15 protein-coding genes are annotated in these 15,293 nt (G+C 53.7%); 5 read left to right on the plus strand and 10 right to left on the minus strand.

The window, feature by feature from the left end; genetic code table 11:
- Positions 1-15: 15 nt before the first annotated feature.
- Entirely contained in the window at positions 16-1,398 is a 1,383-nt protein-coding gene (gene radA / locus ACJHX3_RS07260; RefSeq protein ID WP_001029698.1) for a DNA repair protein RadA, read from the minus strand.
- A 48-nt stretch (positions 1,399-1,446) separates the two neighbouring features.
- Entirely contained in the window at positions 1,447-2,415 is a 969-nt protein-coding gene (gene serB, locus ACJHX3_RS07265) for a phosphoserine phosphatase (protein WP_001132956.1), read from the minus strand.
- 105 nt (positions 2,416-2,520) lie between these two features.
- On the opposite strand from serB, the gene ACJHX3_RS07270 reads away from it, so the two are divergent.
- From ACJHX3_RS07270 to ACJHX3_RS07280, 3 genes are read left to right on the plus strand one after another with little or no spacing between them, the layout of a single operon-like run.
- On the plus strand, positions 2,521-3,165 hold the full coding sequence (locus tag ACJHX3_RS07270; protein WP_000124615.1) for a YtjB family periplasmic protein: 645 nt from the start codon (positions 2,521-2,523) through the stop codon (positions 3,163-3,165).
- A 27-nt stretch (positions 3,166-3,192) separates the two neighbouring features.
- Complete coding sequence (gene lplA / locus ACJHX3_RS07275; protein WP_000105851.1) at positions 3,193-4,209, plus strand: lipoate--protein ligase LplA; 1,017 nt, start codon at positions 3,193-3,195, stop codon at positions 4,207-4,209.
- Positions 4,210-4,240: 31 nt separating this feature from the next.
- On the plus strand, positions 4,241-4,504 hold the full coding sequence (locus tag ACJHX3_RS07280; protein ID WP_000566141.1) for a helix-turn-helix domain-containing protein: 264 nt from the start codon (positions 4,241-4,243) through the stop codon (positions 4,502-4,504).
- Positions 4,505-4,664: 160 nt separating this feature from the next.
- Here ACJHX3_RS07280 and deoD read toward each other — a convergent pair whose 3' ends face one another.
- The 4 genes from deoD to deoC form a co-directional block, all read right to left on the minus strand.
- A complete protein-coding gene (gene deoD, locus ACJHX3_RS07285; RefSeq protein ID WP_000224879.1) occupies positions 4,665-5,384 on the minus strand; it encodes a purine-nucleoside phosphorylase in 720 nt (239 codons plus the stop codon).
- Between the two features lie 56 nt (positions 5,385-5,440).
- Positions 5,441-6,664, minus strand: coding sequence for a phosphopentomutase (gene deoB, locus ACJHX3_RS07290; RefSeq protein WP_032186796.1), 1,224 nt, complete (start codon positions 6,662-6,664; stop codon positions 5,441-5,443).
- A gap of 51 nt (positions 6,665-6,715) precedes the next feature.
- Complete coding sequence (gene deoA, locus ACJHX3_RS07295; RefSeq protein ID WP_410236133.1) at positions 6,716-8,038, minus strand: thymidine phosphorylase; 1,323 nt, start codon at positions 8,036-8,038, stop codon at positions 6,716-6,718.
- A 126-nt stretch (positions 8,039-8,164) separates the two neighbouring features.
- On the minus strand, positions 8,165-8,944 hold the full coding sequence (gene deoC / locus ACJHX3_RS07300; protein ID WP_094308578.1) for a deoxyribose-phosphate aldolase: 780 nt from the start codon (positions 8,942-8,944) through the stop codon (positions 8,165-8,167).
- A gap of 257 nt (positions 8,945-9,201) precedes the next feature.
- Between deoC and ACJHX3_RS07305 the strand changes: the two genes are divergently transcribed.
- Positions 9,202-10,752, plus strand: coding sequence for a YjjI family glycine radical enzyme (locus tag ACJHX3_RS07305; RefSeq protein ID WP_001143237.1), 1,551 nt, complete (start codon positions 9,202-9,204; stop codon positions 10,750-10,752).
- Positions 10,724-11,587: a YjjW family glycine radical enzyme activase gene (locus ACJHX3_RS07310; protein WP_001088378.1), complete on the plus strand. Its 864-nt coding sequence runs from the start codon at positions 10,724-10,726 to the stop codon at positions 11,585-11,587. Before ACJHX3_RS07305 ends, ACJHX3_RS07310 begins: the two co-directional genes overlap by 29 nt.
- Positions 11,588-12,103: 516 nt before the next feature.
- Here the strand turns inward: ACJHX3_RS07310 and ACJHX3_RS07315 are convergent.
- The 4 genes from ACJHX3_RS07315 to osmY all read right to left on the minus strand — a co-directional run bounded on the left by ACJHX3_RS07315 (position 12,104) and on the right by osmY (position 14,971).
- Positions 12,104-12,886 carry a metal-dependent hydrolase gene (locus ACJHX3_RS07315; RefSeq protein WP_000563058.1) on the minus strand — a complete coding sequence of 261 codons (783 nt, stop codon included), beginning with the start codon at positions 12,884-12,886 and terminating at the stop codon, positions 12,104-12,106.
- Positions 12,883-13,956: a patatin family protein gene (locus ACJHX3_RS07320; protein ID WP_001299799.1), complete on the minus strand. Its 1,074-nt coding sequence runs from the start codon at positions 13,954-13,956 to the stop codon at positions 12,883-12,885. The genes ACJHX3_RS07315 and ACJHX3_RS07320 overlap by 4 nt, the downstream gene beginning before the upstream one ends.
- Positions 13,957-14,077: 121 nt before the next feature.
- Positions 14,078-14,239 carry a DUF1328 domain-containing protein gene (locus ACJHX3_RS07325; protein ID WP_000490275.1) on the minus strand — a complete coding sequence of 54 codons (162 nt, stop codon included), beginning with the start codon at positions 14,237-14,239 and terminating at the stop codon, positions 14,078-14,080.
- 126 nt (positions 14,240-14,365) lie between these two features.
- Positions 14,366-14,971 carry a molecular chaperone OsmY gene (gene osmY / locus ACJHX3_RS07330; protein WP_001295748.1) on the minus strand — a complete coding sequence of 202 codons (606 nt, stop codon included), beginning with the start codon at positions 14,969-14,971 and terminating at the stop codon, positions 14,366-14,368.
- Positions 14,972-15,293 lie beyond the last annotated feature (322 nt).

The raw sequence follows: 15,293 nt of genomic DNA on the forward strand, positions 1-15,293 counted from the left end.
CCTCCGTATCTCTCATTATAAGTCGTCGAACACGCTAAGCGCGTCGGAGAGTTTTTTAACGCCAAAAATCTGCATCCCTTCCGGCGCTTTTTTCGGCACGTTAGCCGCCGGAACAATCGCCCGGCGAAAACCGTGTTTCGCCGCTTCAGAGATTCGCTCCTGACCGCTGGGCACCGGGCGGATCTCCCCTGCCAGCCCGACTTCACCAAACACCACCAGATCCTGCGGTAGCGGTCTGTCACGCAGGCTGGAAACCATCGCCAGCAGTAACGCTAAGTCGGCACTGGTTTCGGTTACCTTCACACCACCGACCACGTTCACAAATACATCCTGATCGGCCATTTGCAGACCACCGTGACGGTGCAAGACAGCCAGCAGGATTGCCAGACGGTTTTGCTCCAGACCTACCGCCACGCGGCGCGGATTCGCCATCATCGAGTGATCGACCAGCGCCTGAATCTCCACCAGCAACGGACGCGTTCCTTCCCACACCACCATCACGGAGCTGCCGGAGGTCACTTCATCTCCGCGACTTAAGAAAATTGCCGAAGGGTTGCTGACTTCACGCAGCCCCTGTTCGGTCATCGCGAAGACGCCCAGCTCATTCACCGCGCCGAAGCGGTTTTTATGGCTGCGCAAGGTGCGAAAACGGGAGTCGGCATCGCCATCCAAAAGCACCGAACAGTCGATACAGTGTTCCAGCACTTTAGGGCCCGCCAGCGAGCCATCTTTGGTTACGTGTCCAACCATGACAATCGCCACACCGCGCGTTTTGGCGAAGCGTGTCAAATAAGCCGCCGTTTCACGCACCTGCGCCACGCTACCAGGCGATGACTGTACATCCGCCATATGCATCACCTGGATGGAGTCAATTACCATCAGCTTCGGTTGCTCTTCTTCAGCAATCAGGCAGATCTGCTCGATGCTGGTTTCCGACAACATATTGAGATTGTCAGTCGGCAGGCCAAGGCGATGAGCGCGCATTGCCACCTGTTGCAGCGACTCTTCGCCGGTGACATACAGCGTTTTCATCTGCTGGGCCAGTTTGCACAGCGTTTGCAGCAACAGCGTGGATTTCCCCGCGCCTGGGTTACCGCCAATCAGAATGGCACTTCCCGGTACCACGCCGCCGCCTAATACGCGGTCGAACTCTTTAAATCCGGTGGAAAAACGCGGCAGCTCTTCAAGGCTGATGTCGGAGAGTTTCTGGACTTTTGCCACCCCGGCGCTACCGGCATAGCCACTGAGACGCTCGTTACGCGCCACCGTTGGCGACGCAGCAAGACGCACCTCGGTGATGGTGTTCCAGGCATGACAGGCACTGCACTGCCCCTGCCAGCGCGGATAATCGGCCCCGCATTCATTACAAACAAAGGCGCGTTTTGGAGCTTTTGCCACGGTGTACCTCGTTAATGCTGTGCCGCCCGCAGGATGACGGGCAGGCAATTACTTCTGATTCAGGCTGCCAGAGAGGATGCAGAATACCCCCATCAGGTCAGCGTGACGGATGGTGACTTCCGTCTTTTCATTCACTTTTGGCTTGGCATGGTAGGCAATCCCCAGCCCTGCCGCTTTGATCATCGGCAGGTCATTGGCTCCATCGCCAATCGCCACGGTCTGCGCCAGCGGGATTTCATACTCCTGCGCGAGGCGGGTCAGAGTTTTCGCTTTGTACTGCGCGTCAACGATGTCGCCGATCACATTGCCGGTAAATTTACCGTCCATGATCTCCAGTTCATTGGCTACCACGGCGGTCAGGCGCAGCTTGTCGCGCAGGTATTCAGCAAAGAAAGTAAAGCCGCCGGAGGCAATCGCCACTTTCCAGCCCAGCGTTTCCAGCTTGAGCACCAGCTGCGTTAAGCCTGGCATCAGCGGCAGATTTTCACGCACCTGTTGCAGAATATTGGCATCAGCGCCTTTCAGCGTCGCCACGCGGCTGCGCAGGCTGGCGGTAAAATCGAGTTCGCCGCGCATCGCCCGTTCGGTTACCTCCGCCACCATCTCGCCCGTTCCGGCCAGTTTGGCAATTTCATCAATACATTCAATCTGGATGGCGGTGGAATCCATGTCCATCACCAGCAAACCCGGCGTGCGCAGGTGCGGGATTTTCCCCAGCGGCGCGACATCCAGTTGCGCTTCATGGGCCAGGCGCGTAGCGCGCGCGGTGAGTGAACCTGCCAGACGAATCACCTGATAATCTTCCACGCACCAGGCGGCAACAATCACCATCGCCGCGCCCAGTTTGCTCTGGTATTGGGTCAGGCGTTGTTTATCCAGCCCACGACCATACAGCAGCCAGCCGCTACGACCTGCGTGGTAATCCAGTGGCATCACTTCATCACCACTTAATGAAAGAGGCAGACCCGGCCATAAAGAGACATCTTCAGGCAGGTCGCACCAGGTAATGTTAGGCATTAAGGCTCCTGTAAAATCGTTCGAAGCAGGGAAAATAACGCATGAGGCTACCTTGTATCCATTGCTTCTGGCAACATTAAGTCTCAAATTTTCAAAGGGTGGAAGATGGCTCGCACAAAACTGAAATTCCGGCTGCATCGGGCAGTGATTGTCCTGTTCTGTCTTGCCTTGTTAGTGGCGCTGATGCAGGGAGCGTCATGGTTTAGTCAAAACCACCAGCGACAACGTAATCCACAGCTGGAAGAACTGGCCCGCACCCTGGCGCGTCAGGTAACGCTGAACGTTGCACCGCTGATGCGTACCGACTCACCAGATGAAAAACGCATTCAGGCGATCCTCGATCAGTTAACGGATGAAAGCCGCATCCTCGACGCGGGTGTGTATGACGAACAAGGCGATCTTATCGCCCGTTCAGGCGAAAGCGTCGAAGTGCGCGACCGGCTGGCGCTCGACGGTAAAAAAGCAGGCGGCTATTTTAACCAGCAGATTGTCGAGCCAATTGCGGGTAAAAACGGACCGCTCGGCTATCTGCGCCTGACACTCGACACCCATACGCTCGCCACCGAAGCCCAACAGGTGGATAACACCACTAACATTTTACGCCTGATGTTGCTGCTCTCACTGGCAATCGGCGTAGTGCTGACCCGCACGCTGCTACAGGGTAAACGCACCCGCTGGCAGCAATCGCCCTTCCTGTTAACCGCCAGCAAACCGGTGCCGGAAGAGGAAGAAAGCGAGAAAAAAGAGTGACCCATTACTACAAGAAAGGAAATCGTTATGTCCACATTACGCCTGCTCATCTCTGACTCTTACGACCCGTGGTTTAACCTGGCGGTGGAGGAGTGTATTTTTCGCCAGATGCCCGCCACGCAGCGCGTTCTGTTTCTCTGGCGCAATGCCGACACGGTAGTGATTGGTCGCGCGCAGAACCCGTGGAAAGAGTGTAATACCCGGCGGATGGAAGAAGATAACGTCCGCCTGGCACGGCGCAGTAGCGGTGGCGGCGCGGTGTTCCACGATCTCGGCAATACCTGCTTTACCTTTATGGCTGGCAAGCCGGAGTACGATAAAACCATCTCCACGTCGATTGTGCTCAATGCGCTGAACGCGCTTGGCGTCAGCGCCGAAGCGTCCGGGCGTAACGATCTGGTGGTGAAAACCGCCGAAGGCGACCGCAAAGTCTCAGGATCGGCCTATCGCGAAACCAAAGATCGTGGCTTCCACCACGGCACCTTGCTGCTCAATGCCGACCTTAGCCGCCTGGCAAACTATCTCAATCCGGATAAAAAGAAACTGGCGGCGAAAGGCATTACGTCGGTACGTTCCCGCGTGACCAACCTCACCGAGCTGTTGCCGGGGATCACCCATGAGCAGGTTTGCGAGGCCATAACCGAGGCCTTTTTCGCTCATTATGGCGAGCGTGTAGAAGCGGAAATCATCTCCCCGGACAAAACGCCAGACTTGCCGAACTTCGCCGAAACCTTTGCCCGCCAGAGTAGCTGGGAATGGAACTTCGGTCAGGCTCCGGCATTCTCGCATCTGCTGGATGAACGCTTTACCTGGGGCGGCGTGGAACTGCATTTCGACGTTGAAAAAGGCCATATCACCCGCGCCCAGGTGTTTACCGATAGCCTCAACCCCGCGCCGCTGGAAGCCCTCGCCGGACGACTGCAAGGCTGCCTGTACCGCGCAGATATGCTGCAACAAGAGTGCGAAGCGCTGTTGGTTGACTTCCCGGAACAGGAAAAAGAGCTACGGGAGTTGTCGACGTGGATAGCGGGGGCGGTGCGGTAACTCGCTGATTAAAATATCCAAGGAAGGAAATATGATCGATCTGGAGAACCAGGAACGGGAGATTATCAATTTAATGTTCAGCCAGGGTATATCCTGGCTAGCCGCCGTGCGTATCAGGCATAAATTATCGCTTGCTGAAGTAAGTAAAATGTTAGGTATCTCGATTAATTCTCTAAAACAGATCGAAAAGACGGAACGGCTTAGCTCAAACATCAAAAGCAAAATGGCAGAAATTTATGGTTGTCCATCAGAGTTGCTGATATGCCCTTCCTGGATGACGGCTGAACATAAATGAATAGATTCGTGAATAGATACTTGAATGGATTTTATTTTCTATCCATATGAAAAATAATAGTAAATCTATAAATCAGTTGCTATTGATGAATAGATACTAAAAAGCCGGAGCAGTCTCCCACTCCGGCTTCACACGACAATCGCCTTTCAGCGAAACACAATTACTCTTTATCGCCCAGCAGAACGGATTCCAGTGCGATTTTGATCATGTCGTTGAAGGTGGTCTGACGCTCAGCGGCAGTGGTCTGCTCGTGAGTGCGGATGTGGTCAGACACGGTACAGATGGTCAGGGCTTTCGCGCCAAATTCTGCAGCGACGCCGTAGATACCAGCCGCTTCCATTTCCACGCCGAGGATGCCGTATTTTTCCATCACGTCGAACATTTCGCCGTCCGGAGAGTAGAACAGGTCAGCGGAGAACAGGTTACCCACGCGAGCATCAACGCCCAGTGCTTTAGCCGCGTCTACCGCGTTACGCACCATGTCAAAGTCAGCGATAGCGGCAAAGTCATGGTCTTTAAAACGGATGCGGTTAACTTTGGAATCGGTGCAGGCACCCATACCGATAACGACGTCGCGTAGTTTTACGTGCGGCAGAACTGCGCCACAGGAACCCACGCGGATAATTTTCTTCACGCCGAAATCGGTGATCAGTTCTTTGGTGTAGATGGAGCAGGACGGGATACCCATACCGTGACCCATTACGGAAATTTTGCGGCCTTTGTAAGTACCGGTGAAGCCCAGCATACCGCGAACGTTGTTCACTTCACGGGCATCTTCAAGGAAAGTTTCAGCAATATACTTCGCACGCAGCGGGTCGCCTGGCATCAAAACTACGTCAGCGAAATCGCCCATTTCTGCATTAATGTGTGGGGTAGCCATTGTTTTATCCTTTTTGTGACATAACAAAGGCGGAGTCAACGCTCCGCCCAAATCCATCAGAACATGGCTTTGCCATATTCCATATCAGAAGTACCAAAATATTTTGCCAGAGTCTGGCCGATATCCGCGAAGGTTTCACGGTGACCCAGTGAACCCGGTTTTACTTTCGGGCCGTAAACCAGTACCGGAATGTGTTCACGCGTGTGGTCAGTACCGGTCCAGGTCGGATCACAACCGTGGTCAGCAGTGAGGATCAGGATGTCGTCATCGCGCAGCAAAGACATCAGCTCCGGCAGACGGCGGTCGAACAGCTCCAGACCCGCAGCATAACCGGCGACGTCGCGACGGTGGCCCCAGGAAGAGTCGAAGTCAACGAAGTTGGTGAAGACGATGGTGTTATCACCCGCTTCTTTCATCTCTTTGATGGTGGCGTCAAACAGCGCGTCCAGGCCAGTTGCTTTCACTTTCTTGGTGATACCGCAGTTGGCGTAGATGTCTGCAATTTTACCGACAGAAACCACCTGACCGTGTTTTTCATCAACCAGTTTCTGCAGCACGGTCGGTGCTGGCGGCTCAACAGCCAGGTCGTGACGGTTACCGGTACGCTGGAAGTTACCGGCTTTGTCACCGATAAACGGACGAGCGATAACACGACCGATGTTGTAGCCGCCGTTGGTCAGCTCTTCACGGGCGATTTCGCACAGTTCGTAGAGTTTATCCAGGCCAAAGGTTTCTTCGTGGCAGGCAATCTGGAACACAGAGTCAGCGGAGGTATAGAAAATCGGCTTGCCGGTTTTCATGTGCTCTTCGCCCAGCTGATCCAGAATGACCGTACCGGAAGAGTGGCAGTTACCGAGGTAACCCGGCAGATTAGCGCGTTCAACCAGTTTATCCAGCAGCTCTTGCGGGAAGCTGTTTTCGTGATCGGAGAAATATCCCCACTCAAACAGAACCGGGACACCGGCGATTTCCCAGTGACCAGACGGGGTATCTTTACCGGATGACATTTCGTGCGCCCATGCGTACGCGCCGATAACTTCAGCGTTGCCGTCCATTCCCACCGGAATGAAACCGGTAGAACCTTCGTGTGCTTTCGCCAGCCCCAGACGGGTCAGATTTGGCAGATTGAGCGGGCCTTTACGACCGTTATCAGCTTCGCCTTTGGCACAGGCTTCTGCGATATGACCCAGGGTGTCAGCCCCGACGTCACCAAAGCGTTCTGCATCTTCTGTAGCGCCGATGCCGAATGAGTCCAGCACCATAATAAATGCACGTTTCATATGTTCTCCGTACTCAGTGCTTCAAATTTAAATGATCAGATCAGTATACCGTTATTCGCTGATACGGCGATAGACAGTTGGTGTGCTTTCCGGTGCTTTATCGGCAAGTTTAATTGCCGCTTTCACCGCTTTCGCCGCTTCCTGCCAGCTGTTTTCGTCTTTCGCGTGGATAATCGCCAGCGGACGCTGACCGTCTACCAGGTCGCCCAAACGCGCCATATCAGTAAAGCCGACGCTGTAATCAATGGTGTCAGATGCCTGACGACGACCGCCGCCCATTGCAACCACTGCCATCCCCAGCGCGCGGGTATCCATTTCACTGACAAAACCTTCGGTATCAGCATAGACTGCTTTCGTCAGCATCGCTGTCGGCAGATACTTCGCGTAGTTCTCAACGAAGTCGGTCGGGCCTTTTTGTGCCGCTACCATACGACCAAAGACTTCTGCCGCTTTACCGTTGTCCAGCACCGCCTGCAATTTCGCGCGCGCTTCGGCGTCATCTTTCGCCAGTTTGCCGGAGATCAGCATCTCCACGCACAGCGCCATCGTGACATCAAACAGACGCGGGTTACGATATTCACCCGTCAGGAACTGCACCGCTTCACGAACTTCAACCGCGTTACCTGCACTGGAGGCCAGTACCTGATTCATGTCGGTGAGCAGCGCGGTGGTGCGCACGCCAGCGCCGTTAGCCACGCCAACAATCGCTTCGGCAAGGGCTTCAGAGAGTTCGTAGGTCGGCATAAACGCGCCGCTACCCACTTTCACGTCCATCACCAGCGCATCCAGACCTTCCGCCAGTTTCTTCGCCAGGATCGAGGCAGTGATCAGCGGGATGGAGTCCACGGTTGCAGTAATATCGCGGGTCGCGTAGAAACGTTTATCTGCCGGAGCCAGTGAGCTGGTCTGGCCGATAATCGCCACGCCGACGTCTTTAATAATTTCGCGGAAACGGTTGTCATCCGGGAAAATGTCGAAGCCAGGGATGGATTCCAGTTTGTCGAGCGTACCGCCAGTATGACCGAGGCCGCGACCAGAGATCATCGGAATATAGCCGCCGCAGGCTGCGACCATCGGCCCCAACATCAGCGAAGTCACATCGCCGACGCCGCCGGTGGAGTGTTTATCAACAATCGGGCCATTCAGATGCAGGCTTTTCCAGTCGAGAACGGTTCCTGAATCTCGCATCGCCATGGTCAGCGAGACACGCTCAGGCATTGTCATATCGTGGAAGAAAATGGTCATCGCGAGGGCGGCAATCTGCCCTTCGGAGATAGTGTTGTCGCGAATACCGTTGATAAAGAAACGAATTTCTTCATCGCTTAGCGCATGACCATCACGTTTTTTACGAATAATTTCTTGTGCGAGAAACAAGGTAACCTCCCGAGGAAAAGAGTATGAGGCGGCTTTTGCCGGATGCGTCTACGCCTTATCCGGCCTACGGGTAGATACGTCTCGTAGGCCTGATAAGCGCAGCGCATCAGGCGTAAAGCATCTTACTTAGTAGCTGCTGGCGCTCTTACCGTCGCCGTGGCCCAGCGCTTTCAGCAGGCTTGCCAGCAGGCTGGAAGCACCAAAGCGGTAGTGACGCGCATCAGCCCAGTCAGCACCGAACAGTTCATCTGCGATGGCGAGATATTTCTGCGCATCTTCCGCAGTACGCACGCCGCCCGCCGGTTTGAAACCAACGGTTTTTTCTACGCCCATATCACGGATCACTTCCATCATGATGCGCGCGCTTTCCGGCGTCGCGTTCACAGCCACTTTACCGGTAGAGGTTTTGATGAAGTCCGCACCCGCTTTGATGGAGATTTCAGACGCTTTACGGATCAGCGCTTCGTCTTTCAGTTCGCCGGTTTCGATGATCACTTTCAGCAGTACATTCGCTGCCGCGCAAGCCTCTTTACAGCCTTTCACCAGGTCAAAACCAACCTGCTCGTTACCCGCCATCAGCGCGCGGTACGGGAACACAACGTCAACTTCATCTGCACCGTAGGCGATTGCCGCACGGGTTTCTGCCAGCGCGATTTCGATGTCATCGTTACCGTGTGGGAAGTTGGTTACCGTAGCGATTCGGATTTCCGGGGTGCCCTGCTCTTTCAGCGTTTTGCGAGCAATCGGGATAAAGCGAGGATAGATACAGATAGCGGCGGTATTGCCGACCGGGGTTTTGGCCTGATGACACAGAGCAATTACTTTCTCGTCGGTGTCGTCGTCATTCAGGGTGGTCAGGTCCATTAATTTCAGTGCACGCAGGCTGCTTGCTTTCAGATCAGTCATTTCATTCTCCTGGCTTGTCGCCAATAAAATTCACCTTGCGAGTTTGTTAGTATTCTAACATCTACTCCGCAACACACTTCGATATACATCACAATTAAGGAAATCTACTTACAAGTTTGCATCACTGTAATGCGATCTGGTTCAAATAATTCACTTTCAAATGAATGCGTCAGTGGTGGCAAACGCATCAGGATCAAAGTGAACATCACGAAACTTCTTACAATGGCGCATCACCTTCGGCATAAAAGGAAAAGAAGATGCCCACTTCTCATGAAAATGCACTGCAACAACGTTGCCAGCAAATTGTCACCAGCCCAGTGCTTAGCCCGGAGCAGAAGCGCCATTTTCTGGCACTGGAAGCAGAAAACAATCTGCCTTATCCGCAGCTGCCTGCCGAGGCCCGCCGCGCGCTGGATGAGGGTGTAATCTGCGATATGTTTGAAGGTCATGCGCCGTACAAACCGCGCTATGTCTTACCCGATTACGCCCGTTTTCTGGCGAACGGTTCCGAATGGCTGGAGCTGGAAGGCGCGAAAGATCTTGATGACGCACTCTCTCTGCTGACCATTCTTTACCACCACGTACCGTCGGTCACATCGATGCCGGTCTACCTGGGGCAACTGGATGCGTTGTTGCAACCGTATGTTAGAATTCTAACACAAGACGAGATCGATATTCGAATAAAACGTTTCTGGCGTTACCTCGACAGAACCCTGCCAGACGCCTTTATGCACGCCAATATCGGCCCGTCTGATTCGCCCATCACCCGTGCGATATTACGTGCAGATGCAGAGTTGAAGCAGGTTTCACCGAACCTGACCTTTATCTACGATCCAGAAATCACCCCTGATGACCTGCTGCTGGAAGTGGCGAAGAACATCTGTGAATGTAGCAAACCGCACATCGCCAACGGTCCGGTGCATGATAAAATTTTCACAAAAGGGGGCTACGGGATTGTGAGCTGTTACAACTCACTGCCGCTGGCGGGTGGTGGCAGCACGCTGGTACGCCTTAACCTGAAAGCCATTGCCGAGCGCAGCGAATCGCTGGATGACTTCTTTACGCGCACTCTACCGCACTACTGCCAGCAGCAGATCGCCATCATCGATGCGCGGTGTGAATTCCTCTATCAACAATCACACTTCTTTGAGAATAGCTTCCTGGTGAAAGAAGGGCTGATTAACCCTGAACGTTTTGTGCCAATGTTTGGCATGTATGGGCTGGCGGAAGCGGTTAACTTGCTGTGTGAGAAAGAAGGGATTGCCGCGCGCTACGGTAAAGAAGCCGCCGCAAATGAAGTGGGTTATCGCATCAGCGCGCAACTGGCGGAGTTTGTCGCCAATACCCCCGTGAAATATGGCTGGCAAAAACGCGCCATGTTACACGCACAGTCGGGGATCAGTTCCGATATCGGCACCACGCCGGGCGCGCGTTTGCCGTATGGCGATGAGCCAGATCCGATCACCCATCTGCAAACTGTCGCCCCGCATCATGCTTATTATTATTCCGGCATCAGCGACATTCTGACCCTCGACGAAACCATCAAACGTAACCCGCAGGCACTGGTACAGCTTTGCCTCGGTGCCTTTAAAGCCGGAATGCGTGAATTTACCGCCAATGTCAGCGGTAACGATCTGGTTCGCGTTACCGGTTATATGGTGCGTTTGTCGGATTTAGAAAAATATCGCGCCGAAGGTTCACGCACCAACACCACCTGGCTGGGCGAAGAAGCCGCACGCAACACTCGTATTCTGGAACGCCAGCCGCGCGTGATAAGCCATGAACAGCAGATGCGCTTTAGTCAGTAAGATTATCCCCTTCTCCTGCGTTGACGGGCCAGGCAGTCGTCTGGCTCTGTTTTTGCAGGGCTGCAATCTGCGCTGCAAAAACTGTCACAATCCGTGGACGATGGGACGCTGCAATGATTGCGGAGAGTGCGTGCCACAGTGTCCGCATCAGGCGTTGCAGATTGTTGACGGCAAAGTGCTGTGGAACGCTGTGGTCTGCGAGCAGTGTGATACCTGCCTGAAGATGTGTCCGCAACATGCCACGCCAATGGCGCAATCCATGAGCGTGGATGAGGTGCTTAGCCATATCCGCAAAGCGGTGCTGTTTATCGAAGGGATAACGGTAAGCGGCGGCGAAGCCACGACCCAGCTGCCGTTTGTGGTGGCGCTGTTTACAGCCATCAAAAACGATCCGCAACTGCGCCACCTCACCTGCCTCGTGGACAGTAACGGTATGTTGAGCGAAACCGGCTGGGAAAAATTACTCCCGGTGTGTGACGGCGCAATGCTCGATCTCAAAGCGTGGGGGAGCGAATGTCATCAACAATTAACCGGACGCGATAATCAGCAGATTAAGCGCAGCATCTGTTTGCTGGCAGAGCGCGGTAAGCTGGCGGAACTGCGTTTGCTGGTAATCCCTGGCCAGGTGGATTATTTGCAACACATCGAAGAACTGGCGGTGTTTATCAAGGGACTTGGCGATGTTCCGGTACGCCTGAACGCGTTTCATGCCCACGGCGTGTATGGCGAGGCGCAAAGCTGGGCGAGCGCCACGCCGGAAGACGTTGAGCCGTTGGCTGATGCGTTAAAGGTGCGCGGGGTGAGCCGGTTGATATTTCCGGCGCTCTATTTGTGACATGCCGGATACGGCCTACGGTTCGGCACAGACTTGTAGGCATGATAAGACGCGACAAGCGTCGCATCAGGCATTATGCGCCGACTGCCGGATGCGGCGTGAACGCCTTATCCGGCCTACGGTTCGGCACAGACTTGTAGGCATGATAAGACGCGTCAAGCGTCGCATCAGGCATTGTGCGCCAACTGCCGGATGCGGCGTGAACGCCTTATCCGGCCTACGGTTCGGCACAAACCTGTAGGCATGATAAGACGCGACAAGCGTCGCATCAGGCATTATGCGCCGACTGCCGGATGCGGCGTGAACGCCTTATCCGGCCTACGGTTCGGCACAAACCTGTAGGCATGATAAGACGCGACAAGCGTCGCATCAGGCATTGTGCGCCAACTGCCGGATGCGGCGTGAACGCCTTATCCGGCCTACGGTTCGGCACAAACCTGTAGGCATGATAAGACGCGACAAGCGTCGCATCAGGCATTATGCGCCGACTGCCGGATGCTGCCTACGAAGGGTAAACTACCCACTAACGCTAAACAACGCATACGTATTATTAAGCAATACTTCGGCAATCTCATCTTCTGGTTCCGGGCGCAACTCGCAAAGCACGTCAAACACCCGCACAGCCTGTTCCGGTCGGTTAGGCTGCCCCTGAAAGCCGTTGAGCGGCATATCCGGCGCGTCGGTTTCCAGCAACAACGATGCCAGCGGTAATTTTGCGATGACATCGCGGGTTTTACTGGCGCGTGGATAGGTGATAGTACCGCCTACGCCTATTTTGTAGCCCAGCTGTACAAACCGCTCGGCCTGTTGCAGGCTGCCGGAAAAACCGTGAACCACGCCAGTGCACGGTAAATCGTGACGTTTAAGATGCATCGCCAGTTTGTCGTGTGTACGCCGGGAATGAAGGATCACCGGCAGATCGTAGCGTTTCGCCAGTTTCAGCTGTTCGTCGAGTAACCACTGCTGCCTCTCAAATTGCGGATCGTCGCCGAAGAGATCCAGACCGATCTCCCCCACCGCCACCACCTTCGCCGGACGCCTTTCCAGCGCCTGCTGTAGCTGATCAAGAGACACATCGCTATGTTTTTCCAACATCCCCGGATGCAACCCCAATGCGGCATACAGCGGTTGATATTTTTCCGCTAACGCCTGCACGCGGGCAAAATTTTCCGCCTCTGTCGCCGGAACAATGATCTTGCCTACGCCCGCTTGTGCCGCGCGTTGCAGGCTGGCCTCTTCATCGCCACTAAACGGCGGGAAATCAAAATGGCAGTGGGTATCGATAAAACGGCAAATCAAGCCAGATCCTCATTGTTAAATGTCGGGTCGTTCGCCTGCGGAGCATCGCTCACTTCGGCAACCAGCGTATCGTTGGCGACTGGCGCAGGCGGAATAACGATCGATTCCGGCGTCACCACTGGCACCAGATGGCGGGTAAGCGGCGCTTTTTCAGTTAATAGCTTGCCAACCGTGGCGAGGAAATAACGACCGCATAAACGCCCAAGTTTATAGTCTTCACGCAGCGCCGGAATCCGACTGCCAAGCGCGATACTATGTAATGGTTTCGGTGGATAAATTTCGAATATCCGCAGCTTGCCCGGTGGTTTCTCAATAAATTGCTGAATGTCACGATAGCTGGTTTCATGATGCTGCACCAGATTGACCAGCGGCTGCAGGCTACTGTCACCCAGCCAGCGTTCCATGCGTTTGAACCACTGCGGCGTGTAGTACATTTGTGACGGCACAGTGCGGATGACGACCAACGTTTTAGCGCCCTGCCTTGCCGCCTCTTTAACCGGAATCGCATCACTGATCCCGCCATCCAGGTAGTTAATGCCTTCCAGCGACACTCCGCTACGATAAAAGCCAGGTATCGCACTGGAGGCGCGAATCACATCCAGCCAGTTTTGTTTGGTTGGTAAAAAGTAATTAGGCGCGTAGTCATCCTGACGACAGGCGCACATATAAAACGATTTGCCGCTGTCAAACAACCGCGCGGCGGTATCCATTTGCAACGGCATCTGGCTTGCGGTGGCCTCCACCAGCCAGTCGAGATCGATAAGATTTCCTCCACGGACAAAGCGCAATGGATCGAAAAATTCGCGTTTTGTGGTATAGCGCATGATGACTTTGCGCGCGTAACCGGGCTGATTGCAGATAAACGCCGAGAGGTTCTGCGCCCCGGCAGATGTGCCGAGATAAAGATCGAAAGGATTAAACTGCGCGCGCATAAACTCATCCAGCACGCCAGCCGTGAAAATTCCACGCTGTCCGCCGCCTTCGCACACCAGAGCTATTCGTCCAGGCTGGAACGGCCTTAGCGACAACGGCGCAATATTACCAAGCGTTACAGGTATTCGCTGCCCCACCTCTGCCTTCCTGTTTTTGTTGTGAAAGAATGACAAAGTAACGCAATTTATTATTCGCTAAAACCGCAAAAGCCAGTCCGCTGGACTGGCTTTGGATAAAATTTTCTTAATGGTCTGAAATCTAGGGTCGTTTTCGGCCCATGAACAAACTCACCAGGAACAGAATAATCCCGACGACAAAGACAATTTTAGCTGCGCCTGCAGCGGTACCGGCCAGACCACCAAACCCAAGTGCGGCGGCGATTAACGCGATAACCAGAAATATGATGCCCCAACGAAACATAAGCGTCTCCTTTACCATAGTTAATGTCACCGCTTGATATGAGCGTGAAAATCACTCAATGCGATATTTTTAGTGTGGTGCACATCGCGCCTCCCGACAAAGTTCGGGAGGACGAATTACGACGAATTACTTAGTTTTCAGATCATTTTTAACGCTTTTCACACCATCTACCGCTTTGGCGATACTTTCAGCACGGTCACTTTGTGCCTGAGAATCTACGGTACCGGAGAGCTGAACCACGCCATCGGTGGTTTCAACTTTCACATGACGGGAAGGGACGATATCGTCCGCCAGCAGTTTGGCTTTGATTTCACTGGTGGTGGCGGTGTCACCCGCGTAGCCCTTCACCGAGCCTTCTTTAGCGTCGCGAACGTGCAGTTTGTCGCTGACAGAGGTCACCCCTTCAACGCCTTTCGCCACTTTCACTGCCTCTTCGGCCTGAGCCTGGCTTTCAACGAAACCGCTCAGGGTCACGACTTTTTGATCGGTTTTGACAGAGATATCGGTGCTCTTGATGTTGTCATGATCCACCAGGGCCGCCTTCACTTTCGCGGTGATGGCGCTGTCATCCATGAAATTACCGACTTTATTCATAGAGCTATCGACTTTTTGCCCTGCGCTTTCATTGGTAGTCTGCGCGTTGTTTTCCGCGTAGGCAGAGCCTGTCGCGACGGCAGAGGTCAACATTACAGCCAGCAGAGTTTTCGAAATCTTCAGTCTTGTCATAGTCATCGATTTATTCCTGTAAGTTTGCTCGTAATTTGAGCCTGGCAACACGAGGTTGCATTGCTGAATAGGGAGAGACTTCACCCTCTACAGAAGTCAATGGTCGCCATCACAAAAGCGATGGGTGATGAATAACGACCATTACAGCCTCTGAATCAGTTATTAATATCGGTAGAATGACAATCTACGGCTTTAGATACTGATATCTACGCATTGAACGGTATTTAACGCCGTCAGAAATGTCATTACTTTGTTAAATATAGATCACAATTTTGAAACCGCTCGGGATATCAGCGAAAACATAAGCAAAAGTGAATGTTTTAAGAAC

It is taken from the genome of Escherichia sp. WS1265, assembly GCF_046487585.1.
Classification (GTDB): domain Bacteria; phylum Pseudomonadota; class Gammaproteobacteria; order Enterobacterales; family Enterobacteriaceae; genus Escherichia; species Escherichia coli.